Below are 23853 nucleotides of genomic sequence, written 5' to 3'. Positions count from 1 at the left end.
GCCCACACAGATTGCTTGATTCAAATTGTTAAAGAGCGTGGCGCTTGTCGCGCTGAGGTGGCGTATAATACCTTCCTCACTTCGAAAGTCAAGCGATTGTTTTCGCTTTTCTTTCGGCGCTGGCTTCACGAGGAAGCGAGCTCATCAGGTTGGCGTGTTCCGCTGTGCTGGTGAGGGCGCATTATAGGGAGGCGCATCGCGATGACAAGGGCTTTTTCACCAAAAAAAATCGTTCGCTCAGATATGCAGCAAAGCGGTTCCATTTCGCTCTCATCACCACCATTTCGGTCTTGCATTGGATTTAAATTGAACATTTGAAAAGCCACCTTATAATTGGCTTTTCAAATGTTCAATTTAGGTCTCGCCATGCATCAGATCCTGGATAGCCGCAAAGAGGAGAAAATCGTTCCTCTGTTCCGCCTCGGGTTTAGGCCCTTCTTTCTGCTTGGCGCCTCGTTTTCGGCATTGGCGATGTTGGGCTGGCTGGGGCAACTCAATGGCTGGTTCGTTTTGCCGGGGATTGGCAACCCCATCTGGTGGCATGCTCACGAGATGCTGTTTGGTTTCGGGGCGGCGATTGTCGCGGGATTTCTGCTGACGGCAGTGCAAAACTGGACCGCTCACCCCGGGGTCAGGAGCTGGCCCCTGGTGTTGGTCGTCGTGCTGTGGGCATTGCCGAGGGCCTTGCTGCCCTGGCTGGGTGAACACAACACCTTCTTGATGGCGGCAGATCTGCTCTGGTTGCCTCTTTGCGCCTGGTATCTGGCCAAACCCATAGTGGTAACCAGGCAGTGGCGCAACCTCTTCTTTGTGCCTCTGCTTGTCGTTCTGACCCTGCTCAACGCCGCCAGCTGGCTGTGGCAGACACAGTGGGCAGACATGGAACATCTGCTCATCACCACTGTGCTGCTGTTCACGACCCTGATCGCCGTGATGGGAGGACGAGTCATTCCCTTCTTTACCGCCAGAGCCACCGGGATGGAAAAAGCCGTCCCTATTCTCTGGCTGGAGCGGGCTTCCCTTGCCACGCTGTGGCTCACCTTGGTGAGCTGGCTGCTGCTACCCACCCCATGGGTGACCAGCCTCTATATGCTTCCTCTATATATAGTGGCGACCGTTTTGCACTTGTGGCGCCAGCTGCGTTGGCGACTGCCGTCCACCCTTGGCCAACCCCTATTGTGGTCGCTGCACCTAGCCTACCTGTTTATTCCTCTCGGTCTACTCGCCCTTGGTGCTCTGGCGGCCGGCCTGCCCATCAGCCTGTCACTGGCAAGCCACCTGCTCAGTGCCGGCTGCATGGGGACCATGATCCTGGGGATGATAGCCAGGGTCTCCCTCGGCCACAGCGGTCGGGCCTTGCAGGTGGGGCGCAGGATCCAGTGCGCGTTCGGGCTGGTCATCATGGCCGCCCTGCTCCGGGTGCTGATCCCGCTGCTTTGGCCGGCCTATAGCCTGTACGGCTGGAACCTGAGCGGCCTTGCCTGGAGCCTGGCATATGCTCTGTTTGTCTGGGTCTATGCCCCCATACTGACCAGCCCCCGGGCAGATGGGCGTCCTGGCTGACCCGTGATGGTCAAGATCTGCTGGCCGGATAGTGGATCAGATTGTGGAAGATGGCAGGGGCCACCCCCTGATTTCGATAGCCATGGGGGCGGTCGGCCGCGAAACGCACCGCCTCCCCCTGTATCAAGGAGCGCCACTCCCCTTCCACCAGCACTTCCATCTGGCCGCTGATGACGATGACATGTTCGGTCACCCCGGGTTCATGGGGTTCTGACTCTCGTTGATAGCCGGGCAACAGAGTCAGCTCAAACAATTCGAAACCAAAACGCCCCTCATAAGGGAAGAGGGGAGCGACCTGCATGCCTTCTCCCGCTGGTTGCTGGCGAATGGCATCGGCGGTGCGATAAAGCACATCGTCCTGCGCCGTGGGAGCCGGCTCGATAAAGCTGGAGAAAGAGACTCGAAAGCCGGTGGCAATCTTCCACAGGGTGGCCACCGTCGGGCTCGACTCCCCCCGCTCAATCTGGCCCAGCATGGCCTTGCTGACACCGGTCTCCCGCGCCGCCACATCCAGGCTCCAGCCCAGTTCGCAGCGCAAGCCCTTTAGACGTTGGGCCAGATGCTGATTCATCTCTTGCATGACTGCCTCTTTGTTGCGCTTGCTTGAATCGCCTTGTGCGCTATAACGCACAGCGATATAGTCTGAAGCAATATTGTACGCAATAACGCACAAACCGTCACAACCCCACAAGGACGTCACCATGCCCTTTGCCCTCCCCCATCTGGTCGCCGGCTTCATCGCCGTGATGGTCGGCTACACCAGTTCGGTCATCCTGATCATTCAGGCAGCCACAGCAGCAGGGGCCGATGCTGCCCAGCTCGCCTCCTGGCTATGGACGCTGGGTATCGGCATGGGTATCAGCTGCATCGGCCTCTCCCTCTATTACCGCATCCCTGTCTTGACCGCCTGGTCGACCCCGGGTGCCGCCCTGCTCATCACCAGCCTAGGCAACTTCACTCTGGCCGAGGCCATCGGCGCCTTCGCTATCTCTTCTCTGCTGATCACCCTGTGCGGCATTAGCGGCTGGTTCGATCGGCTGATGCGCCATATCCCGGCCCAACTGGCGGCGGCCATGCTAGCCGGGGTATTGCTCAAGTTCGGACTGGATCTGTTCAAGGTCGCCCCGGCAGATCCCTTGCTGCTCGGCAGCCTGTTGCTGGCATTCCTGCTCGGCCGCCATCTCTGGCCACGCTATACCATGGTGCTGGTGCTGGCAGTCGGGATCCTCAGCTGTCTGTTGCGAGGGGAGCTACAGCTTGACGCCATTCACTGGCAACTGGCCGGCCCGGTCATGGTCTGGCCAGAGTTCTCTTTTGATGCCCTGTTCGGCATTGCCCTGCCGCTGTTCATCGTCACCATGACCTCCCAGAACATGCCCGGCATTACCATTTTGCGAGCCCACGGCTATCAACCCGCTACCTCCTCTTTTATCACCTGGACCGGCCTGACCGGCCTGCTGCTGGCCCCCTTCGGTGGCTACGCCTTCAACCTGGCGGCCATCACGGCGGCCATCTGCATGGGGAAAGAGGTGGATCCGGACGCCAACCGGCGCTGGCCCGCGGCGGTGTGGGCCGGCGGCTTCTACCTGCTGACCGGCTGTTTCGGGGCCACGGTGGCGGCGCTGTTCACGGCCTTCCCGACCACGCTGGTGACCTGTGTCGCCGGGCTAGCGCTGCTCGGCACCATCGGCAGCAGCCTGCACACCGCGTTGCAACACGACGATGCCCGTGAGGCCGCCCTGCTGACCTTCATCATCACCGCCTCCGGCATCAGCCTGCTCGGCATCGGCGCCGCCTGCTGGGGATTGCTCGTCGGCATCATCCTGCATCAAGTCAACCAGCGGAGAAACTGACCTGACCATCTGGGGAGCCCCCCGTGAGACACCGCACATAATTCAGAGAATTTGGTTCACAGATGAAACTAATTGCCATTAAGTGGTGGCGAGGCACTTCTTCTTCCCCGATGCGTGCCTCATGTCAGACTCATAAACTGGAGAATAATAATGAGGAATCAGGCTGTCATTTTGTTACTGGCACTGCTGGGCGCCACCACCGCCCACGCTGCCGACACCGATCGGGAGCTGGCCCGCCAGCTCGCGCTGCAGCAGAAGAACCTGCTGCCGCTGCTGAGCAATCAGGAGTACCAGAGCCCACTGCCCAACCTGTTGCAAAAGGCCAGTCCGCGCCTGAAACGCCAGGCTCGGGATGCCAACCAGGCGGCCATCAGCCGGCAAGGGCTGGACGGAGAGGTCAAGGAGCTGATGCAGCTGCGACTGGCCAACCCGGAACAGGCCGCCGCGCTGCAGCAGGGTGTCGAGCCGCTGGTCGCCTATGTACCGAGCGGAGATGAGAAGAGCTGGAGCGCCATTGAAGCCTTCGACAGCGCCGGCAACCCCGTCTATCTGGATGTGGACAAGGCACCGGCCCGTCCGGTCCTGGTCGTTGAGGCCGATCCCGTCAAGGCCAAGAACGCCGGCCTCAAGGTGATCCGCAAGGCGCTGGCTGCCGCCGACATGCAGGTGGCTCCCCGTGCGGCTGCCAGCACGGCGCCGCTCAAGACCAGCATCCTGAAGAAAATTCGGTTGAAGGATGATCAGGAGCCCTGGCTGCTGGGTGCGGCCGAAGTGTATGCGGTGGTCGCAGGGGTCAATCCCAGCCGGGATGAGCCCGTGGTCGACATCGTCGACATGCCCTATCTCGACTATGACAACACCGACTACACCCCCAACCAGATCCTGGTTTACTGGGATCGCTATCGCTGGGGTGCCGTCGACATCGTCATGATGGAGCAGGACGACAACGTCAACTACAAGGAGCTGAGCGGCCTGTTCATCGATGCCCTCAAGCTGGCCTTCACCGCTGGCGGCGTGCCCGAGGCACTGCCCTTCCTCGATCTCGGTGGCCGCATCGTCAAGGCGCTGCCCGACTCCTGGATGACCAACAACGATGACTATCTGGATACCTTCTACACCCTGGAGCAGGACCAGAGCTATCACCAGTACCCCGGCGCCGCCGGCAATGCGGTGATCGATCTCGAACCCAAAGAGATTGCCCCCACCAGACCCTGATTGGTCGCCATAACAAAAAAGCCAATGAGCGACTCATTGGCTTTTTTTGTACCCGCGATCCGTTACGGCTGGCCTTTCGGCCTCACCCCCAGGGTGTGGCAGATGGCGTAGGTCAGCTCGGAGCGATTCAGGGTATAGAAGTGGAAATCCTTCACCCCCTCCTGACTCAGCACCCGAACCTGATCGATGGCGATGCTGGCCCCCACCATGTTGCGGGTCATCTGATCGTCATCCAGCCCCTCGAAACGCTGATGCATCCAGCGCGGGATCTTCACGTTGGTGAAACCGGCAAACTTGGCCAGGGTCTGGTAGTTGGAGACCGGCAGGATCCCCGGCACGATTTCCGCATCGATGCCAATGGCGGCGCAGCGATCCCGAAAACGCAGGTAGGTCTCGACGTCAAAGAAGAACTGGGTAATGGCGCGGTTGGCACCGGCATCGATCTTGCGCTTCAGGTTGAGCAGATCCGACTGCGCACTGCGCGCTTCCGGGTGACCTTCCGGGTAGGCGGCCACCGAAATATCGAAGTCCGCTTCGGCCTTGAGCAGGGCTACCAGGTCGGTGGCATACATCTCCGGCTTTTCCAGCCCCTGGGGGAGGTCGCCGCGCAGCGCCACGATATGGCGGATGCCGCTGTTCCAGTAGTCGCGGGCAATGGTGCGCAGCTCGTCGCGGCTGGCGTCGATACAGGTCAGGTGAGGGGCGGCGATCAGACCGGTCCGCTCCTTGATGTCCTTGATCACCTTGTGCGTGCGATCCCGGGTGCCCGAGTTGGCACCATAGGTCACCGACACGAACTTGGGCTCCAGCACCTTCAATCGCTCGATGGATTGCCACAGGGTATTTTCCATCCCTTCGCTGTTGGGCGGAAAAAACTCGAAACTGACCGAAATGTCGCCACTCAAATCTGCCAGACTCTGGTTGAGTGCCTCAACCTGACGTGCGCTGTGAAATCCCATCTGCTCTCTCCCTGCCCTGCAATCCATTTCTCTACGTCAAAACGGATGTTTGGACGTCTAAACGTCTTTCTATCTTTATGAGAAAATGACACAAAGTCAACACTGTTTTACAGCGAGATGAAGGCCGCCGATTTTTATTTGGCAATAAAGCCAAAGTAACGATTGGCACCCCATCCCAAAATCCGGCGAGTCGCGTTATGATGAACGCAGATCGTCTTGGACGTTCTGAATCTGCGTGTGATTGTTTGGCCGGAGGTTTCTCCGGCCCCTTTTCAACCTCTTTCCCTTCCTGCCGATAACCAATTGAACCATTCGCAGGAGCATCATCATGGACACCCACCCCGGCTTTGCCACCGACTTGCTGTTCGATCGCTATCAGGGCAACGTGGTCGACCATGAGCAGTTCTGGGCCGTGCGCACTCCCGATGCTCCCGATTACTATTTTGGCAACTATCTGTTGCTCCCCTTTCCCCCCAGCGATCACGACAAGGGCTGGCTCGAGGCCAGTTTCGACAAGCTGATCGGGCAGGATCCCCGGGTCAGACATCGCACCTTCCAGTGGCCTCTGGCGGCCGGTCAGAACAGCCGGGTCGCCGGCTTCGTGGCGGCGGGATACCAGTACATGGAGTGCGTGGTGCTGGCACTGGAGGCCACCGACTGGCAACCGCCGGCAACGACGGTGGCTGCGCGCCCCTTTACCCCGACCGACTGGGACGAGTGGCTGGCCTTTGAACTGGAGGAACGGGATCCCGGCCACTCGGAGCAGAGCTACCTGCCCTATCTGCAGTCACGCCGCCAGTTGTATGAGGCGATGATCGGGGACGGGCTGGGTCAGTGGTGGGGGATCTGGCAGCAGGAGCTGCTGGTCGCCAGTTGCGGTCTCTTCTTCACCGACACCCTGGGCCGCTTCCAGCTGGTGCGCACCCGGCAAGCATGGCGCAATCAGGGATTGTGCCGTCAGCTGCTGAGCCAGGTTGCCCGGCACGGGCTGACACGGGTCGACCGGCTCATCATAGTGGCCGATGAGCATTATCATGCCCAGCGGGTCTATCGCTCGCTCGGCTTTGCCCCGGTGGCCCGCATCGGCAGTCTCTGCCGCTGGCCCCGTCCGGAGCAATAAATCAGACCACGGGCAACAAAGAAAACGGGAGGCTGATGCCTCCCGTGGTGTATCTGCTGGCAGCTATTGCTGCGGCGTTTCCAGCTCGTTGGAGAGCGCCTGCTCCACCTCGGCCGACGGCGCCGGTAGCGGGGCCGCCGCCGCAGATACCGCTGCGGCAGGTGTCTCCGATGGCGCCGGGGCAGCTGGTGTATCTGTCACCGCCGGCGTCGCGGCAGGCTCGGTGGTCGCCGCTGCGGCCGACACAGCAGGCACGGCGGCAGGAATGTCACACTGACAATCGGCCCCTTTCACCTTGTTGCCCTGATGAGGTGGATACCAGCCCTTCAGCCCCTGCTCCAGCCGATCGGCTGCCGCCTTGGGCTCCATCTTGCCGAGCAGCACGGCCTGACTCACTTCGGCCAGTTCGTCCCCCAGCTTGGGCGTACCGCGAGAGAGGATCTGGGTGGCCACCCGGATGGTGGAGTCGCACTGATCCCGCCACTCCATCATCTCCTTCGCAGCCGGGTTGGTGACCTCGAAGAAGTGGTTGGAGAGGGAGAAGAAGCCGGGCAGCGAGTTGGTATAGAGCTCGGCGAACTGGGGTGTGGTCAGCCACTGCAGGAAGGCCATGGCCGCCTCCTTGTTCTTGCTGGCCGGGTTCATGCCCATCCCGATGTCGGTGTGATCGGTAAAGAAGCAGCCATCACCTTGCTTCGCCACGGGCGGGCGCATCACGCCAAAGTCCACCTTGCCGGTGAAGGGGGCGATCTCCCAGGAACCCGCCACGTAGAAGGCGGCCTTGCCCGAGGTAAACAGCTCGTTGGTCGCGGCATAGTCGCGGCTCTCGCCACCTTCGCCGAGGTAGGGACGCCAGCGCGCCAGCTCCTCGAACACCTTGATGTAGGGCGGGTTGTCAAAACGCTCCTGCCCACCGATCAAGGCCAGCCGACCATCCTCCCCCTTCCAGTAGTTGGGGCCTATGTTCTGGAAGCCGAGCTCGGAGGATACCCAGCTTTCCGAGCCACTCATGGCCAGCGGCACGTAGCGGCCATCGGCCTTCACCTTGTCGAGCACCGCGAAGAAGGCATCCCGGGTTTGTGGCACGCTCAGCCCCAGCTCACTGAAAATCTTCTTGTTGTAGAAGAAGCCGTGAATCACCGAGGCCATGGGCACGCAGAAGGTCTGAGCGCCGGAGTCGGTCTGCCAGGGTGACTGGGCAAAGCTCGGGAAGTTCTCCATCCCCGACATCTCGGTCAGCTCCGCCAGGTGGCCCGCCTTGAACAGGGCCAGGGAGTCGTCGAACGGCCGGCAGGTGATGAGATCCCCCGCCTTGCCCTCCTTCAGGCTGGCCCACAGGGTCGGCATGTAGTCGACGTTCTGCACCCCGTTGAATTTCACCTGGATGCCAGGGTGGGAGGCCTCGAAGGCAGGGATGATCTTCTGCTCCCACAAGGCCTTGTCATCTATCCGCCAGCTCTCGATCACCAGCTCGCTGGCCATCAGCTGACCACACAACAGGAGACTCAGGGCCCCGATCCACTTGTTAGACATAAGCCCTCCTAAACCTTGAAATGTGCGATCAATTGCTGCTGCTTGGCCACCAGATCCGCCAGCACCTCACTGCTGCTGGCCGACTCCCGTGCCTCCCGCTCGGTCTCGTAGGCCACCTCGGCGATGCCGGAGATATGGCGTGCCACCCCCTGGCTGACCGAGATCTGCTCTTGAGCTGCGTGCGCCACCTGATCCGCCATCGCCTTGATGGCGCTCATCCGGTCGGCGATGGACTGCAGGGCCGCATCCATCTCACGGGTCTGTTCGACACAGCTGTGGGTCTGCTCCTGGCTGCGTCCCATCACCTCCACCACCAGCTTGCTCGAGCTCTGCAGGTTTTCGATCATCGCCTGGATCTCTTCGGTCGACGTCTGGGTCCGGTTGGCCAGCGCCCGCACCTCGTCGGCCACCACCGCGAAGCCGCGGCCGGCATCACCGGCCCGCGCCGCCTCGATGGCCGCGTTCAGCGCCAGCAGGTTGGTCTGTTCGGCGATGCTGCGGATCACGTCGAGAATGCTGCCGATGTTGTCGCTGAATTCGCCCAGCTTGTAGGTGATGCCGACGGCCTCCTCCATGGCTCCGGCCAGTTGTTCCGTGATGCGACGGGTGGTTGCCACCTTCTGGCGGCCGGTTCTGGCTTCATCATCCGCCAGATCAACTTCCCGCTTGGTGCCGTCGGTGGAACGGGCCACCTCGGTGGCGCTCACCTCCAGCTCGGTGATGGCGGCAGCCACCTGATCGGTCTGGCTCTTCTGATCCTGCACCCGGGATACTGCCCTTTCGCTTATCTCGGCGGCGCGGCTCGCCTCCTCCACCAGATGACGGGAGCCGGCATTGATCTGGGAGAGCAGTTCGCCGGTTTTGCCGGCCAGCACGTCGATGGAACGGGCCAGGGCGCCGAATTCGCAGCTGCTGCGGTAATTGATGCGGCGGGTCATGTCCCCGGCCGCCATGTAATCCAGCTCCTTGTTGATCATCTGCAGCGGGCGCTGAATGCTGCGCGCCGTGGTATAGCCGATGATGAGGGCGGCGGCAGCCGAGATGGCGGCCACGATCAGGATCCAGAAGCTGGCACTGCTGACCGCATCATCCGCCGTGGTGCGGCTCTGGCTGGCGATGGAGCCGGCCGACTGTCCCATCTCGTCGAGCAGCCCCAGGCTGTTGATCAGGCTGGCATCGAGCTGCTGATTGAGAGTCTGCAACGAGGCAGCCAGCTGCTGGGCATTGCGCATGGTGGCGAGCAGCCCCTGCGGGCCGAGCGCCAGCTCCTGCATCCGGTCGAGGTTGGAGACGAAGCGCTGCTTCACGTCATCCGGCACCAGCACCCGATCGAGCCGCTTGCGCGCCATCTCGATGTCCTTGCTCAGCACCTTCTCCAGTTCGTTGAGGTCGGTCTTGGCATCGGCCCGGCGAATGTTCTTCAGGTCGCGCGCGATACCCGAGGTGATGAGCTCCGCCTTGTTTCGCATGGAGCGCTTGCTGGCCGTCTGCTGTAGCAGCAGATCGGCCGCCCACTGGTAGGTGTCTTCCAGCCGGATGAAGGCAATCTCCAGCTTGTGGCGCTGATCCTGGGCATTGACCCACTGACTGTGCTGGGAGAGCACCTGTTCGGCCAGGCCGTAGAACTGCTTGGTCGCCGCATCGACCTGCTGGAAGCGGGAACCGGCCTCGGTCACCCCGCTGAACTTGTCCATCTCCTGGCTCAGCTGGCTGAAACGCGCCTGCTGCTCCTTGAACTGGCTGGCCAGCTGCGGCAACTGACTGCCATCCTCATTGGTCCGGTAGACCAGCACCCAGCGGTTGCTGTCCTGCAGGGCGCCCTTCAGACCGGCCACCGCAATCACCAGGGGGGTTGCCCGGTCGGAAACCTGTGACAAACCGTCGTTGATGCCCCTGATCTTCAGGGTGCTGATCACACCCAGCAGGATCAACAGCAGCAGCATCAACACAAATCCGGCGATGATCCGCTGCACAATAGATAAACCCATGGAGACATCCTCACTCGTGGGGGAAAGGTAACGTGAACATAGACACTATCGGCACAAGGGGCGAATTATAGAGGGGAGACAGAGGGTATTTTATTGATCTATATGGGGTTGGATCACAGTTGGCGGGAAGTGGCCTGAACGTAAAAGGGCCCGGACTGTGCCGGGCCAAAGAGACATGCTAGCTGTAATGGCCCGTGGGGAGGCCAACCCTGTGTCCTATCAGAAGCGATAGCCGACACCAACCATAAATACCATTGGGTCAATCTTGGTCTTGATGCCATCACCACCGTTTACATGCACATCAGTATCGATATCCATGATCCAGGCAGAACCGTTGACGAACCAGCGGTCATTGATCGCCATGTCAAGACCGACCTGACCGGCCATGCCCCAGGAATTATCCAAGCTCACATCAGCGTTGCTCAGAGGGCCGCGACCTTGCTCGTCGAAGAAGGTGGTGTAGTTCACACCGATACCAACATACGGGCGCACCTTACTCTGGACATCACCAAAGTAGTACTGCGCCATCAGGGTCGGCGGCAGGTGCTTGACCTTGGCGACTTCCGTATCTCCCATTTTCACTGAATGAGAAAACGGCGTTGCTGCCAGTAGCTCAACCCCAAAGTTATCGGTTGCCATATAGGTCAGCGTTAACCCAAGTTGGGCATTGTCATTGATCTCAAAATCGTTACCGCTACTTTGCGGAGAAACGAAAGCCAGGCCGCCACGCACCAGAAAATCGCCGGCCTGGTGAGCCATGGCGACGGGGGATGCAAGCGCTGCTGCGATCATCAGAGGAAGGATCTTTTTCATCACGTATTCCTTTTAGTTTTCGTTTTATATGTTGCAAGCCCGAAAACTATAAAGGGATGTGAATGCCGAGTTATTGATTTAGCTCAAACGTTACCAAGAAATAGATAGATGTGTACAGCAGCTTCCAACCATACTGAGCATCGAGAGAAACACCAAAAATATCAAATAAAAACAATTAACTGGATAGATTTGCCGCCTTACCAACCACAATAAGAAATAATTTCCATATATCTTATTGCGGATAAAAACGACTGAAAACGGTTGTTTCACTCGTCCAACAAGAGTATTTTTGCGGGCCATGTAGCCGGGCTGTAAGTAATTCTTTATGAAACCACAAACCAGAAGGGACAAAATAGTAGCCATATTGGCAGCCATCTGGGGCATTGGCTCTTTTCTGTTTATTTTGCTGGGTTTCGTGCTCGGCATGGCCTTGCTGATCCTGACCCATTAGACCGGCTGGTTGGCGTGGGAGGCCTGGCACAACAGCCACTCCCCTTCCGCCAGCTGCTCCGGGCTCAACCTCCACTGTGCCCGCCCCAGCTCGCCGCTGTATCCACGCCAGCGATCCCGGCCCTCCTGTTTCGCCCGGTACAGGGCCATGTCCGCCAGCTTGAAACTCAGACTCCAGAAAGAGTCCTCCAGCTCCGCATGCAGAGGATAATCGCAGAATCCCAGTGAGACGGTCATGCGCAGCGGCAGCTCCTCCCGCCCGAAACGGCAGTCGGCGATCTTGCGGCGCAGGCGCTCGATCCGTCCCGCCACTTGTCCTGGCTCCTCTCTGGCCAGCAACAGCATGAACTCCTCGCCACCCAGCCGGATCAGCGGCTCCTCCTCATCCAGCGCCCCTCGCAGCAGCTCGGCCAGCTGACATAACAGCAGATCGCCGATGTCATGGCCGAAGCGATCGTTGACCCGTTTGAAGTGATCCAGATCCAGGATCACCAGCACCCAGCCTGCCGCCGGATCCTGGCGGTTCAGCAACCACTCATCGAGATAACGGCGGTTGAAGGCATGAGTCAGTGGATCCGTATAGGCGGCGACCTCCATGCGGGAGGAGTGGGCCTGCAGGGCACTGTGGTGCAGGCTGATCCTGGCCGCCATCTCGCGGAATTTGCGGCTGAGCAGCGCCATCTCCTGGCTGCTGTCGATGATGGGCAGCACGCTCGCATCCTGCTTTTCGGTAAACTGGTGCAGCGCCCCCACCAGCTCGCCAATCGGCCCCAGCACGATGGCCCGCAACCGGGCCAGTGCCATCAGAATGCAGGCGAAGCTTATCAGCAGCATGCCAATGAAGGTCCAGATCGCCCCCTCCATCGCCCCCAGCAACACGTCCCGCTCCTCGTCCACGATCAGGGTCAATACAGGCTCGCCGTCGTTGTCGAGCAGCAACCCCTCCCCTCTGACCTGCTGCAACCCGAGATCGACCAGCCGGTAGCTCATGTGCGGCCCAAGCGGCTTGAAGGAGCCCAGATGCTCGCGCGTTCTTGGCTGGGCTATGGTCAGCGTGAGCGCGGTCCGTTCCCCCAGATCCTGCAGATAGCGCTTGTCCAGCCAGCGAGTCGCCAGCAGATAGCCGTTGGGTTTGACGCTGCCGAGGGTATCGGTCACCGGCTGCAGCGAAAAGATGAGCGGTCCCCACTGGGAGCGCCTGACGCCACTCAGGTTGCTGATGCCCGCCTGCCGTGACTCGCGCAGCAGCTGCAGCTTGAGATCGTCCAGAAAGGAGGGCAACAGGGTAGTATCCGTGTCCGGCGCGTCTGGCAACAGGGTGCGGGTCCAGATCTCCGAACCCTGCAAATCCATGTAACTCAACACGTTGAGTTCAAAGTCCCGCATCGGGGTGTCGACCAGCAGATTGGAGTTGATGTAGGCCTGGTTGGGGTGAGCCAAAAAATGGTAGCTCTGATCCCAGATCCCCCAGTCCCGGGTAAAAGCATTCATGGCGCCGATGTCGTTCTGCACCGCCCTGATCACCCGCTGCAGGTGCTCCTCCATCCGCCGCTCCTCGACCCGCTGCGCCGCCGGCACTTGGGCCAGTGCGATCACGATGAGCAGCATCAGGATGGCTCCGGCCCAGACCGGAAACATGGAGTAGGCCAGCAGATGGTCGATGGAGCGGGACGGTTGAGCCATGGGCGCCAATATCCTTTGAATGGCAATGCGAAGCGGGAAGGGTCTTGCCCCAAGTATGGAGGATAGGCCCGCCGAGAGGTCACTGAATTACCACAATAAAAACAAGGGGCCCAGGGCCCCTTGTCACAATTATTGAACGCTTTATCTGGCCAGCAGAGGTGCCAGGAAGCGGGCCGTATGAGAACCCTCGCAACGGCTGATCTGTTCCGGCGTCCCCGTCACCAGGATGCGGCCGCCACCGGCGCCCCCCTCCGGCCCCAGATCGACGATCCAGTCGGCGGTTTTGATGACGTCCAGATTGTGCTCGATGATGACGATGGTGTTGCCGCGATCCCGCAGCTGGTGCAGTACCTTGAGCAGCTGCTGGATGTCGTGGAAATGCAGCCCTGTGGTCGGCTCGTCCAGGATGTAGAGGGTCTGCCCGGTATCCCGCTTGGAGAGCTCGCGCGCCAGCTTGACCCGCTGCGCCTCGCCGCCAGAGAGCGTGGTGGCCGACTGACCAAGGCGGATATAGGAGAGGCCCACGTCCATCAGGGTCTGCAGCTTGCGCGCCACTGCCGGCACAGGATCGAAGAACTCGCGGGCATCTTCCACCGTCATCTCGAGGATCTCGTGGATGTTCTTGCCCTTGTACTTCACCTCCAGGGTCTCGCGGTTATAGCGCTTGCCCTTGCAGACGTCGCACGGCACGTAGACGTCCGGCAGGAAGTGCATCTCCACCTTGATGACACCGTCCCCCTGGCACGCCTCGCAACGCCCCCCCTTCACGTTGAAGGAGAAGCGGCCCGGCTGGTAGCCGCGTGAGCGCGCCTCCTGGGTGCCGGAGAGCAGCTCGCGGATCGGGGTGAACAGGCCGGTGTAGGTGGCCGGGTTGGAGCGCGGGGTACGGCCGATGGGGCTCTGGTCGATGTCCACCACCTTGTCCAGGTGCTCCAGTCCTTCCACGCTGCGATAGGGAGCCGGGGTGGACTCGGTCGCCTTGTTCAGCTCGCGGTGGGCGATACGGAACAGGGTGTCGTTGATCAGGGTCGACTTGCCGGAGCCGGAGACGCCGGTGACGCAGGTCATCACCCCGATGGGCAGGTCCAGGTTGACGTTGCGCAGGTTGTTGCCGCTCGCCCCTTTGAGTTTCAGCCACTTGCCGGTGAGCGGGGTGCGCTCGACCGGGATGGCGATCTGCTTGCGGCCGGAGAGGTAGTCACCGGTCAGGGATTCGGGGTTCGCAATGATCTCCGCCGGCGTACCCTGAGCGACGATGGCCCCGCCGTGCACCCCGGCCCCCGGGCCGATATCGAGCACATGGTCGGCGAGGCGAATGGCGTCCTCGTCGTGTTCCACCACGATCACCGTGTTGCCGAGATCCCGCAGGTGGGTCAGGGTCTTGAGCAGCCGCTCGTTATCCCGCTGGTGCAGGCCGATGGAGGGCTCGTCCAGCACGTACATGACCCCCACCAGACCGGCCCCGATCTGGCTGGCCAGCCGGATCCGCTGTGCCTCGCCGCCGGAGAGGGTCTCGGCACTGCGGGACAGGCTCAGGTAGTTGAGACCCACGTTCACCAGGAAGCCGAGCCGCTCGACGATCTCTTTGAGGATCTTCTCGGCAATCTGGGCGCGCTGGCCGGTCAGATTCAACCCTTCGAAGAAGGCCAGCGCATCGCCGATGGACTGCTCGGCGATGGCCGGCAGATTGCGGTTGTCGACGAAGACGTGGCGCGCCTCTTCCCGCAGCCGGCTGCCACCGCAGCTGGTGCAGGATTTGTTGGCGATGTATTTGGCCAGCTCTTCCCGCACCGAGTTGGATTCGGTCTCCCGGTAGCGCCGCTCCATGTTGTGCAGGATCCCCTCGAACGGGTGCTTGCGCACAACCACATCGCCGCGGTCGTTCATGTAGCGGAACTCGATCTCGGTGCGACCGGAACCGCGCAGGATCACCTCCTGGGTCTTGACCGGCAGATCCTCCCAGGGCGTCTCCAGATCGAACTTGTAGTGCTCGGAGAGGGATTTGAGCATCTGGAAGTAGTAGAAGCTGCGCTTGTCCCAACCGCGGATGGCGCCGTTGGCCAGGCTGATGGCCGGATCGCCGATCACCTTGGCGGGATCGAAATATTGCTGCACCCCGAGGCCGTCACAGGTGGGGCAGGCTCCGGCCGGGTTATTGAAGGAGAAGATGCGCGGCTCCAGTTCCGACATGGAGTAGCCGCACTCCGGGCAGGCGAAGTTGGCGGAGAAGGTCATGGGGGCGACCTCCTCCTCGCCGTCCATCGGCACCACCAGCACTATGCCACCGGAGAGGGTCAGCGCCGTCTCGAACGACTCGGCCAGACGCAGGGCCAGGTCATCGCGCACCTTGAAGCGATCCACCACCACCTCGATGGTGTGTTTCTTGTGCAGCTCCAGCGCGGGCGGGTCAGACAGGTCGCACACCTCACCGTCGATGCGGGCACGGATGTAACCCTGGGCCGCCAGATTCTCCAGCAGCTTGGTGTGTTCCCCCTTGCGATCGCGCACCACAGGGGCCAGCAGCATCAGCTTGCTCCCCTCCGGCTGGGCCAGCACCTGATCCACCATCTGGCTGATGGTCTGGGCGGCGAGCGGTATGGCATGGTTCGGGCAGCGCGGCTCACCGACCCGGGCAAACAGCAAACGCAGGTAGTCGTAGATTTCGGTGATGGTGCCGACGGTCGAGCGCGGGTTGTGGGAGGTGGACTTCTGCTCGATGGAGATGGCGGGCGAAAGCCCCTCGATATGGTCGACGTCCGGTTTCTCCATCAGGGAGAGGAACTGGCGGGCATAGGCGGAGAGTGACTCCACATAGCGGCGCTGCCCCTCGGCATAGAGGGTATCGAACGCCAGAGAGGATTTGCCCGAACCGGAGAGGCCGGTGACCACGATCAGCTTGTCGCGGGGCAGGGTCAGATTGATGTTCTTGAGGTTGTGGGTGCGAGCACCCCGGACCACGATCTTTTCCATCTTGTTGCACGCTCGATACGGAAACCTGAGCGAGTCAGTATGGCATAGAGACTACTGGATGAATAGACAGGTTTTATCCATCATCTCTATCGATTTCAGAGATATTCCTTGGCCCAGCTCACCGCCTGCAAGCGGTTCTTCACGTTCAATTTCTTGAAGACGTTATAGAGGTGGGACTTGATGGTGTGCTCGCTCACGAACAGGCTGTCGGCGATCTCGGTATTGGAGGCGCCCGTCATCAGATAGCGGATGATCTCCTGCTCGCGCACGGTCAGCAGCGTCTGGTTGCGCAGGTGATGTTCCCCACCCTTGCGGTAGTAGTTGACCAGATCGCACAGCAGGTGGCGCGGGATCCAGTACTCCCCCTCCAGCACCTTGCGAATGCCGAGCACCAGCCGATCCAACGGATCCTGACAGAAGAAGAGTCCGCTGGTATGGGGCCACATCAGCAGCAATTCCCGATCGGTGCTGGTCGGGGCATTGAGCAGCACCGTATTGGCCTCCCCGAAGCGGCTGGAGATCTCCCGCGGCCATCCTGCCTGCTGACTCGACTTGAGGTAGTCCAGATCGACCAGAAACAGCGGACGAGGCTCGAGCTCGTCCGGTTGCGGCAGCTCCTCCAGGGTGCTCACCAGCACAATGGGCAGTGCCAGCTGCTCGGCCAGATAGCTCTGGAAGCTGGTTGCCTGCACATTGTTTTCGGTTACCAGTACGATGGGATATGGGGTGCTCATGAAAGGCTGGTCCTTGAACATTGCGGCCATGGTTTTTTTCGGCAGCAGAGAGTACCAAGCCCCCCGTGGGGTGCAGCATTAAAAAAGTATTAGACGGCGATGCGCCTCCTTTGAAACTCACCAATTTTCCAAGCAATACAAATAACTAGCAGCCCCCCCCCATTTGGGTGGAATGCTGGCATCCAGGCAGACAGGAGCTGTCGCAGCGTCATCGAATTCACTTTTCGCGCCCAGGTTTCGATGCTAGGTACCCCCCTCTGCGGCTCACTTGCTGGCCAAGGCCCGCCTCGTGTAAGTTAACCCCTCGGTCCGGAGAAGCTGGCGACGAAGAAGACGTCTTTCTCCCCAAAAACTGTTACTATTGCGGGCAAAATCTGGAAACGGCATGGCAGTCGACAGGCGAGCTAACCCGGGTTCAGTCATCACATGAGTCGCAAGCGCCTGCGGCGTTCTTGCGTATCTCGCAGAAAACAAACGAAATGTTGAATTGGTCCGGGCATATGGCCTGGCCGGAATACAAAGGGTGGAAGAGAGATTATGGCCAGTCGAGGCATCAACAAAGTCATTCTGATCGGTAACCTGGGGCAAGACCCGGAAGTGCGCTACATGCCGAGCGGCGGTGCCGTGACCAACATCACCCTGGCCACCTCCGACACCTGGCGCGACAAGCAGACCGGTGAGCAGAAAGAGCGTACCGAGTGGCACCGCGTCGTCTTCATGGGCAAGCTGGCCGAAGTGGCGGGCGAGTACCTGAAGAAGGGTTCCCAGGTCTATGTGGAAGGCAAGCTGCAGACCCGCAAGTGGCAGGATCAGAGCGGCCAGGAGCGTTACACCACCGAGGTACTGGTCGATGGTTTCAGCGGCGTGATGCAGATGCTGGGTGGCCGTCCGCAAGGCGCCGGTCAGGGCATGGGCGGTCAGTCCCAAGGCAACTGGGGTCAGCCGCAACAGGGCATGCAGTCCCAGCAGCCGATGAACCAGTCCCGCCCGGCTCCGCAGCAGAACATGCAGCAACAGCAGGGCGGTTATAGCCGTCCGGCCCAGCAGCCGCAGTCCGCTCCGCCGGTATACAACGAGCCGCCGATGGATTTCGACGACGACATCCCGTTCTAAGGGAAGCTCACAGTTCAGAGGGCCCTGTTCACGCAGGGCCTTTTTTTACCCGTTATTGACGCAGGCGCGGCACGCAAGCCGGCTCCCCCGACCAGAGTCGCCGACCCTGCTCCCCCTGTCGCCCGCCCAGGGTTTATCATCAGGGCAATTCGTTTGTCAGAGAGAACGCATGGGGTTTTTGTCTCGTATCCTGCTGCTCGCGGCAAGCCTTGCCGTGCTGTTTCACTCTCCCCTCTTGCTGGCCGGCGAGCCACTGCGGGTGGGGGTCAGTTTCGCCATTCCCCCCTATGTGATTGAGGAAGAGGGACGCGGCATCGAGCTCGATCTGCTGCGGGAAGCCTTTCGTGGCAGCGGCTACGAGCCCAGCTTCGAATATCTGCCGCTGGAGCGCACCTTTCGCATGCTGGAGTCCGGCAGGCTCGATGCCATCATCAACGTCAAACCCGGGATGTTGGACAACGTCTTCCTGTCGCAGCCCGTCATCGCCTTTCACAACCGTGTGTTCACCCTGAGCAAGACCCATATCGCCACGCTGGACGACATGAAAGAGTTGAGGGTCAGCGCCTTTCAGCGGGCACGCCAGGTATTGGGGGGAGCCTTCGCCAGCATGGCCGACCAGAATCCCCGTTACGAGGAGGTCGCCAAGCAGCAGGGACAGGTGCACAGACTGATGCTGGGGCGGGTGGATGCGGTGATCCTGGAGCAACGGGTGTTCTATTACTATCTGGCGCAACTGGCCACCAGCAAGTATGGCGCCGAGCTCTATGCCCCCAGCCGGGTCAGACAATATGATCTGTTCGCCCCCACCCACTACCATTTCGCCTTTCGCCAGGCCGTGCAGCAACGCTGGTTCGATCGCCAGCTCGGCAAGATGCGGGCCGATGGCCGCTACGAACGGATATTTGCCAGCTACGGCGCCACCCCCTGAGCCCACGCCAAAAACATAAAAGCCAGCCCGAAACAGGCTGGCTTTTTGTTACTGGCTCCAAAGAAACTACAGCATGGGGAGCGTTACTTCATCGCGCTGCCATTTTTCAGTTCTGCTTTCTGACGTTTGGCTTCGCGCTTCTCTTTCAGTGACATCTGCGGTTTTTTCTTGGCATCTTTGCCGTTGTGATGTTCTTTGTTACTCATCATCAAACTCCAAAAATGTTACCCAGACAGTTGGAACCCAAGTTCCAGCATGCCATCCGAATCGTAGACTACAGTACGCTTTCAGTGACGATCCCAAGATCGCACTCAATCCAGCATACCCCCAATCTTGCGCAAGAATCCACCCTCATCCGTCACGCCGCGCCAAACCGGGGCAGACGGCCCCCGCCAGGCACTCCTGGGCGGGGAAGGAACGGCCGTAAAAACACCGGAAGCCTTATAAAGTAGCGATTATCAATATTATTTGGCGGCCACCTGAAATAAATCACCAAAAACCAAAATAACTATTATTTAAACGAGCAGTGTTAATTTGGATAAGCATTCTCACTATCGCCTGAAACAAAAAGTTACAACCTCAAGAAGTCATTATTAACGCAAGCTGATATTATCAGGCCTTATTTTCAAACTATTTCATCGAGAATAGGGATATCCCATGACCAGAAAAACCAGAGCCGCCTTGGTCTCGGTTTGCTCCAATATCAGCCTGATTGTCATGAAGATAATTGCCGGCATACTGAGCGGTTCCGTCAGCATCATCTCCGAAGCCATCCACTCGGCCATGGATCTGGTGGCCGCCCTGATCGCGCTGGTAGCCGTGCGCAAATCGGATATTCCACCCGACCCACGCCACCCCTATGGCCACGACAAGATAGAGAATGTCTCCGGCGTGATCGAAGCGCTGCTGATCCTGCTGGCCGCCGGCTGGATCATCTTCGAGGCCGTCGGCAAGCTGATCACCCCCACTCCCATCGAAGGCGTCGGGCTCGGCGTGCTGGTCATGCTGTTGTCGGCGCTGGTCAACAGCGGCGTCTCCGCCTATCTCTACCGGGTCGCCAAGGAGGAAGAGTCGGTGGCGCTGGCCGCCGATGCCCTGCATCTGAAGGCGGATGTGTTGACCTCGCTCGGGGTGGCTGCCGGTCTGCTCGGCATCTGGATCGCCTCTGCGCTGGGCTACAACCTCTATCTGCTGGATCCCCTCGTCGCCATCGGGGTCGCGCTCTTCATCCTCAGAGAGGCCATCGCCATGCTCAACCAGGCCTTCCAGCCCCTGCTGGATCACAGCATGAACGAGGAGGAGCTGGCCATCACCACTCAAGTGATCGAGGAGTGTTGCCCGGAGCACGGCGGCTTCCACGACCTGCGCAGCCGTCAGGCGGGGCGTCGTCGCCATATCGACTTCCACCTGACACTGCCCAAGGAGATGAGCATCGAGCACTCCCACGCCATCTGTGACCGCATAGAGCAGGGGATCCAGCGCCATCTGCCCCACGCCATCGTGCTGATCCATGTCGAACCAACCGGTCACGCCTAGTCCAACCGGGGAAATCATCGGGAATGCCATCGACAGCACAATAAACAGCCAGGTGACGTGGTAGGGAGTTCCCTCCCCGTCATCAGGTACACGCCGTGAAAAAGCTGGAAATGAAGGATCTCACCGACGCCGAAAAGGCCGGGATCACCCTGTTGCTGCAAAAAGCACAGGCCAACGCGGACCACCCATTGACCAATGCCGAGCGCAATCGCATTCGCGAGGAAGGCCGGCTCAAGGTGGTCGCCGACCGGGCGGCGGCTGCGAAAGCGGCGGCACAGCTCGCAAGGGACAAGGCCAAGGAACGGGCCGCCAATCAGGTACTGCCCGAGACATTCAGCTGGGTTGACTCCGTCAGCAATCGCTTTCGAAAGAAGCCTTGATCATGCCGTTTCAACAGAACACAGCCAGCCCACGCCCTGTCGACGGGCTGGCTTTTTCATGATGGAAGGGGAAGGTTCTGACCCTTGATGTGACATTATCTGTCGACTCGCATGACCCTTTATCTCGTTTTTTCTGCGCACAAAGGGATTCACCCCAACCCGAAAAGCACCTGAAATGGATATTCATGCTATTGATATAAAAGGTAAAATCGTCCTGAAAATCCAGACATCCGGCACAGAGTACCAACTGAGAGATAAAGTTTGCTTTAACAAAGCGTGCGTGTTCTAATCGACAGCGATAGTTCGGCAGTTCAGTCCTGATTATGTTAGGCAGTCATTTTAGTAAAGCAGTGATTAGTGCAAGTGTTATTTCGATGATGCTTGACGAATAATTCTCCTTCTTTAGTGCTTCCCCTACGTATTACTGACGAAAAATCAAAACTTGCCATCTGATGGCATTTCAAACACTAAATTTGAGAGTAATTATTATGTCCAAAGTGACTGGTACCGTAAAATTCTTCAACTCCGAAAAAGGTTTTGGCTTCATCTCCCCGGTTGACGGCAGCAAAGACGTGTTCGTACACTTCTCCGCTATCCAGTCCAACGGTTTCAAAACCCTGGAAGAAGGTCAGCGCGTTGAGTTCACCATCGAGCAAGGCCAGAAAGGCCCGGCTGCTGCCAACGTAGTTGCCCTGTAATTCAAGTCAGGGATACCGTCACCCCGCTTCTGCCGGCTGAACGGATCCACTGCAAGAATTGAAAAAACCCGCTTCGGCGGGTTTTTTGTTGCCTCAAATTCACCCTGCCCGCCATCCCCACCCTGCTCCTATCCTTGCATACCTCCGCTTCTCTGCTGGCGAGAGGATAACCGCACAATATTAATGAGATTAATTATCATTTACATGGTCATCCGTGATCACTACAATGCCTGCCGACCGCCGGGATCACTATTCGATTGAACCTGCCTGGTCCGGGTTTCACGCGGGATGCGGTGAGACCCCCCATCGATTCACCCAAAGGATGAATGCATCTTCTTACTAAAAAAGAGTTCAGGCCAACATGATAACAATGCACCGCAACAAGCTGACCACGCTCATTCTCGCCGTCCTCGCCGCCAACGCCCATGCCGCCGAACAGGAGGTCATGGTGGTGACCGCCTCCGGCTTCCAGCAGAAGATCGAGAACACCGCCGCCTCCATCTCGGTGGTGACGCGCGAGCAACTGGAGAAACGCGCCTACCGTGACGTGACCGACGCCCTGAAGGACGTGCCGGGGGTGGTGATCACCGGCGGCGGCAGCAGCAGTGACATCAGCATTCGCGGCATGAGCTCCAAGTACACACTGATGCTGGTCGACGGCAAGCGGGTCGACAGTCGCGGCACCCGTCCCAACAGCGACGGTCCCGGCATCGAGCAGGGCTGGCTGCCGCCACTGCAGGCCATCGAGCGGATCGAGGTGGTGCGCGGCCCCATGTCCTCCCGTTACGGCTCTGACGCCATGGGCGGGGTCATCAACATCATCACCCGCAAGACCGCCAGCATGACGGCCTGGCAAGGTTCGGTGCAGGCCGACTCCACCTTCCAGGAGAACAAGGAGTCCGGCAACATCTTCCAGAGCAACGCCTACACCGCTGGCGCCCTGGTGGATGGTCTGCTGGGGGTGCGAGTGAACGGTCTGCTCTCCCACCGCGGCGAGGATCAGTTCCAGAACGGGTTCGCCGAACAGGAGATGCGCAGCGGCACTGTGGTGTTCAGCCTGACGCCGGACGAGCACAACCGCTTTGACTTCGAGGCCAGCCGCGGTCTGCAGGATCGCAACCGTACACCAGGTGGATCTCTCTCTGCCACAACGAAGCCCAGTATCTATACCTACGAACGCACCAACTACGCCATCACCCACGACGGCCGTTATGACTTCGGCTCTTCCACCAGCTACCTGCAGCGGGAAGAGAACACCAACCCCGGCCGTCAGATGAAGCTCATCAACACCATCGCCGACACCCATACCCAGTTCGAACTGGGGGCTCACTACCTGAGCGTGGGCGGTCAGTATCGTTATGAAGATCTTCAGGATCAGCAAAACCAACTCAACGTGGCCAACCGTGCCAATCAGCTGACTCGCTGGAGCTGGGCCCTGTTCGTGGAAGACGAGTGGTCGCTGACCGACAGCTTCGCCCTCACCGGCGGCGTGCGGATGGACCGTGACCAGAACTACGGCACCCACTGGAGCCCGCGTCTGTACGGCGTCTGGCACCCGGCCGAATTCTGGACCCTGAAGGGTGGCGTCTCCACCGGCTACCGCTCACCGGATCTGCGCATGTCGGCCGCCAACTGGGGCCAGGCCACCGGCGGCGGCACCCAGGACGGCATGCTGGTCGGCAACCCGCAGCTCAAACCGGAAACCAGCGTGAGCCAGGAGATCGCCCTGCTGTGGGATGGTCAGGAGGGGCTGAGCACAGGGCTGACTCTGTTCAATACCGACTTCGAGGACAAGATCTCCGAGATCCGCCGCTGCACCAGCAAGGATGATCCCTCCTGCACCCTGAACGGTCACACCTATGACTTCATCAGCGACCGCATCAACGTCGACAAGGCGAACATGCGCGGGGTGGAAGGCACGGCCAACTGGGCCATCAACGAAAAGTGGTCGCTGGCCTCCAGCTACACCTTCACCCAGTCCGAGCAGAAGAGCGGTCCGAACGAGGGCAAGGCACTTAACCAGATGCCGCGCCACATGTTCAACACCACGGTCGACTGGAAGAGTACCGATGACGTCAGCCTCTGGTCACGGGTCAACTTCCGCAGCAAGACCTCGGACTACCTGAGCCGGGTCAGAATGGCCGACGGCACCCCTTCCTACACCTTCTTCGACACGGGTCTGGTCTACAAGGCCAACGAACATCTGAACGTCACCGCAGGCGTCTACAACCTGTTCGACAAGACGGTGGACTACAGCAGCTTCGGCACAGTGCTGGATGGTCGCCGCTACACCCTGGGCATGACCTACAACTTCTGA

General features: G+C 59.9%; 19 protein-coding genes. 10 read left to right on the top strand and 9 right to left on the bottom strand.

Annotated features, from left to right (window positions below; genetic code table 11):
- Positions 1-366: 366 nt before the first annotated feature.
- Positions 367-1563, top strand: a complete 1197-nt coding sequence (locus AB5Y95_RS14625) for an NnrS family protein (RefSeq protein ID WP_368161480.1) — start codon at positions 367-369, stop codon at positions 1561-1563.
- Positions 1564-1573: 10 nt separating this feature from the next.
- On the opposite strand, the gene AB5Y95_RS14620 is transcribed toward AB5Y95_RS14625, so the two are convergent.
- Complete coding sequence (locus AB5Y95_RS14620) at positions 1574-2143, bottom strand: helix-turn-helix domain-containing protein (RefSeq protein ID WP_368161478.1); 570 nt, start codon at positions 2141-2143, stop codon at positions 1574-1576.
- Between the two features lie 121 nt (positions 2144-2264).
- On the opposite strand from AB5Y95_RS14620, the gene AB5Y95_RS14615 reads away from it, so the two are divergent.
- A complete protein-coding gene (locus AB5Y95_RS14615; RefSeq protein WP_368161477.1) occupies positions 2265-3416 on the top strand; it encodes a benzoate/H(+) symporter BenE family transporter in 1152 nt (383 codons plus the stop codon).
- Between the two features lie 150 nt (positions 3417-3566).
- Complete coding sequence (locus AB5Y95_RS14610; RefSeq protein ID WP_011707631.1) at positions 3567-4631, top strand: DUF3103 family protein; 1065 nt, start codon at positions 3567-3569, stop codon at positions 4629-4631.
- 62 nt (positions 4632-4693) lie between these two features.
- Here AB5Y95_RS14610 and metF read toward each other — a convergent pair whose 3' ends face one another.
- The gene (gene metF / locus AB5Y95_RS14605) at positions 4694-5590 is read right to left on the bottom strand and encodes a methylenetetrahydrofolate reductase (protein ID WP_005306036.1); all 897 of its coding nucleotides are present in this window, start codon (positions 5588-5590) and stop codon (positions 4694-4696) included.
- A gap of 328 nt (positions 5591-5918) precedes the next feature.
- On the opposite strand from metF, the gene AB5Y95_RS14600 reads away from it, so the two are divergent.
- Positions 5919-6710 carry a GNAT family N-acetyltransferase gene (locus tag AB5Y95_RS14600; protein ID WP_368161476.1) on the top strand — a complete coding sequence of 264 codons (792 nt, stop codon included), beginning with the start codon at positions 5919-5921 and terminating at the stop codon, positions 6708-6710.
- Positions 6711-6773: 63 nt separating this feature from the next.
- Here AB5Y95_RS14600 and AB5Y95_RS14595 read toward each other — a convergent pair whose 3' ends face one another.
- The 6 genes from AB5Y95_RS14595 to AB5Y95_RS14570 all read right to left on the bottom strand — a co-directional run bounded on the left by AB5Y95_RS14595 (position 6774) and on the right by AB5Y95_RS14570 (position 16902).
- On the bottom strand, positions 6774-8243 hold the full coding sequence (locus AB5Y95_RS14595; RefSeq protein ID WP_368161475.1) for an ABC transporter substrate-binding protein: 1470 nt from the start codon (positions 8241-8243) through the stop codon (positions 6774-6776).
- A gap of 8 nt (positions 8244-8251) precedes the next feature.
- Positions 8252-10231, bottom strand: coding sequence for a methyl-accepting chemotaxis protein (locus AB5Y95_RS14590; protein WP_099360445.1), 1980 nt, complete (start codon positions 10229-10231; stop codon positions 8252-8254).
- A 219-nt stretch (positions 10232-10450) separates the two neighbouring features.
- Complete coding sequence (locus AB5Y95_RS14585) at positions 10451-11044, bottom strand: OmpW family outer membrane protein (protein ID WP_017765561.1); 594 nt, start codon at positions 11042-11044, stop codon at positions 10451-10453.
- Between the two features lie 447 nt (positions 11045-11491).
- A complete protein-coding gene (locus tag AB5Y95_RS14580; RefSeq protein ID WP_017785537.1) occupies positions 11492-13177 on the bottom strand; it encodes a diguanylate cyclase in 1686 nt (561 codons plus the stop codon).
- Between the two features lie 141 nt (positions 13178-13318).
- Positions 13319-16147 (bottom strand): excinuclease ABC subunit UvrA, encoded by a 2829-nt coding sequence (uvrA, locus tag AB5Y95_RS14575; RefSeq protein ID WP_368161474.1) that lies wholly within the window; start codon positions 16145-16147, stop codon positions 13319-13321.
- A gap of 95 nt (positions 16148-16242) precedes the next feature.
- Positions 16243-16902, bottom strand: a complete 660-nt coding sequence (locus AB5Y95_RS14570) for a LuxR C-terminal-related transcriptional regulator (protein WP_010635910.1) — start codon at positions 16900-16902, stop codon at positions 16243-16245.
- A 516-nt stretch (positions 16903-17418) separates the two neighbouring features.
- On the opposite strand from AB5Y95_RS14570, the gene AB5Y95_RS14565 reads away from it, so the two are divergent.
- Both AB5Y95_RS14565 and AB5Y95_RS14560 read left to right on the top strand, forming a co-directional pair.
- Positions 17419-17994: a single-stranded DNA-binding protein gene (locus AB5Y95_RS14565; protein ID WP_005306061.1), complete on the top strand. Its 576-nt coding sequence runs from the start codon at positions 17419-17421 to the stop codon at positions 17992-17994.
- Positions 17995-18163: 169 nt separating this feature from the next.
- Positions 18164-18922 carry an ABC transporter substrate-binding protein gene (locus AB5Y95_RS14560; RefSeq protein WP_005306064.1) on the top strand — a complete coding sequence of 253 codons (759 nt, stop codon included), beginning with the start codon at positions 18164-18166 and terminating at the stop codon, positions 18920-18922.
- An 83-nt stretch (positions 18923-19005) separates the two neighbouring features.
- Here the strand turns inward: AB5Y95_RS14560 and AB5Y95_RS14555 are convergent, their stop codons facing one another.
- The gene (locus AB5Y95_RS14555; protein ID WP_005306071.1) at positions 19006-19128 is read right to left on the bottom strand and encodes a hypothetical protein; all 123 of its coding nucleotides are present in this window, start codon (positions 19126-19128) and stop codon (positions 19006-19008) included.
- Positions 19129-19579: 451 nt separating this feature from the next.
- Between AB5Y95_RS14555 and AB5Y95_RS14550 the strand changes: the two genes are divergently transcribed.
- From AB5Y95_RS14550 to AB5Y95_RS14535, 4 genes are all read left to right on the top strand, one after another.
- Positions 19580-20458 (top strand): cation diffusion facilitator family transporter, encoded by an 879-nt coding sequence (locus AB5Y95_RS14550; RefSeq protein ID WP_242761986.1) that lies wholly within the window; start codon positions 19580-19582, stop codon positions 20456-20458.
- A 95-nt stretch (positions 20459-20553) separates the two neighbouring features.
- A complete protein-coding gene (locus AB5Y95_RS14545; protein WP_017785534.1) occupies positions 20554-20838 on the top strand; it encodes a DUF3811 domain-containing protein in 285 nt (94 codons plus the stop codon).
- A gap of 488 nt (positions 20839-21326) precedes the next feature.
- Positions 21327-21536 (top strand): cold-shock protein, encoded by a 210-nt coding sequence (locus AB5Y95_RS14540; RefSeq protein WP_005306081.1) that lies wholly within the window; start codon positions 21327-21329, stop codon positions 21534-21536.
- A 370-nt stretch (positions 21537-21906) separates the two neighbouring features.
- A complete protein-coding gene (locus tag AB5Y95_RS14535; RefSeq protein WP_368161479.1) occupies positions 21907-23853 on the top strand; it encodes a ligand-gated channel protein in 1947 nt (648 codons plus the stop codon).

The organism is Aeromonas sp. R5-3 (assembly GCF_040908225.1).
GTDB classification, from domain to species: Bacteria; Pseudomonadota; Gammaproteobacteria; order Enterobacterales; family Aeromonadaceae; genus Aeromonas; species Aeromonas dhakensis.
Note: the sequence above shows the minus strand (reverse complement) of the source record. Positions and strands in the feature narration are given on the sequence as shown.

Bases quoted from the DNA above. Each gene is read 5' to 3' on its own strand.
- AB5Y95_RS14625 (WP_368161480.1), top strand. From the start codon at position 367: ATGCATCAGATCCTGGATAGCCGCAAAGAGGAGAAAATCGTTCCTCTG.
- AB5Y95_RS14620 (WP_368161478.1), bottom strand. From the start codon at position 2,143: ATGCAAGAGATGAATCAGCATCTGGCCCAACGTCTAAAGGGCTTGCGC.
- AB5Y95_RS14615 (WP_368161477.1), top strand. From the start codon at position 2,265: ATGCCCTTTGCCCTCCCCCATCTGGTCGCCGGCTTCATCGCCGTGATG.
- AB5Y95_RS14610 (WP_011707631.1), top strand. From the start codon at position 3,567: ATGAGGAATCAGGCTGTCATTTTGTTACTGGCACTGCTGGGCGCCACC.
- metF (WP_005306036.1), bottom strand. From the start codon at position 5,590: ATGGGATTTCACAGCGCACGTCAGGTTGAGGCACTCAACCAGAGTCTG.
- AB5Y95_RS14600 (WP_368161476.1), top strand. From the start codon at position 5,919: ATGGACACCCACCCCGGCTTTGCCACCGACTTGCTGTTCGATCGCTAT.
- AB5Y95_RS14595 (WP_368161475.1), bottom strand. From the start codon at position 8,243: ATGTCTAACAAGTGGATCGGGGCCCTGAGTCTCCTGTTGTGTGGTCAG.
- AB5Y95_RS14590 (WP_099360445.1), bottom strand. From the start codon at position 10,231: ATGGGTTTATCTATTGTGCAGCGGATCATCGCCGGATTTGTGTTGATG.
- AB5Y95_RS14585 (WP_017765561.1), bottom strand. From the start codon at position 11,044: ATGAAAAAGATCCTTCCTCTGATGATCGCAGCAGCGCTTGCATCCCCC.
- AB5Y95_RS14580 (WP_017785537.1), bottom strand. From the start codon at position 13,177: ATGGCTCAACCGTCCCGCTCCATCGACCATCTGCTGGCCTACTCCATG.
- uvrA (WP_368161474.1), bottom strand. From the start codon at position 16,147: ATGGAAAAGATCGTGGTCCGGGGTGCTCGCACCCACAACCTCAAGAAC.
- AB5Y95_RS14570 (WP_010635910.1), bottom strand. From the start codon at position 16,902: ATGTTCAAGGACCAGCCTTTCATGAGCACCCCATATCCCATCGTACTG.
- AB5Y95_RS14565 (WP_005306061.1), top strand. From the start codon at position 17,419: ATGGCCAGTCGAGGCATCAACAAAGTCATTCTGATCGGTAACCTGGGG.
- AB5Y95_RS14560 (WP_005306064.1), top strand. From the start codon at position 18,164: ATGGGGTTTTTGTCTCGTATCCTGCTGCTCGCGGCAAGCCTTGCCGTG.
- AB5Y95_RS14555 (WP_005306071.1), bottom strand. From the start codon at position 19,128: ATGAGTAACAAAGAACATCACAACGGCAAAGATGCCAAGAAAAAACCG.
- AB5Y95_RS14550 (WP_242761986.1), top strand. From the start codon at position 19,580: ATGACCAGAAAAACCAGAGCCGCCTTGGTCTCGGTTTGCTCCAATATC.
- AB5Y95_RS14540 (WP_005306081.1), top strand. From the start codon at position 21,327: ATGTCCAAAGTGACTGGTACCGTAAAATTCTTCAACTCCGAAAAAGGT.
- AB5Y95_RS14535 (WP_368161479.1), top strand. From the start codon at position 21,907: ATGCACCGCAACAAGCTGACCACGCTCATTCTCGCCGTCCTCGCCGCC.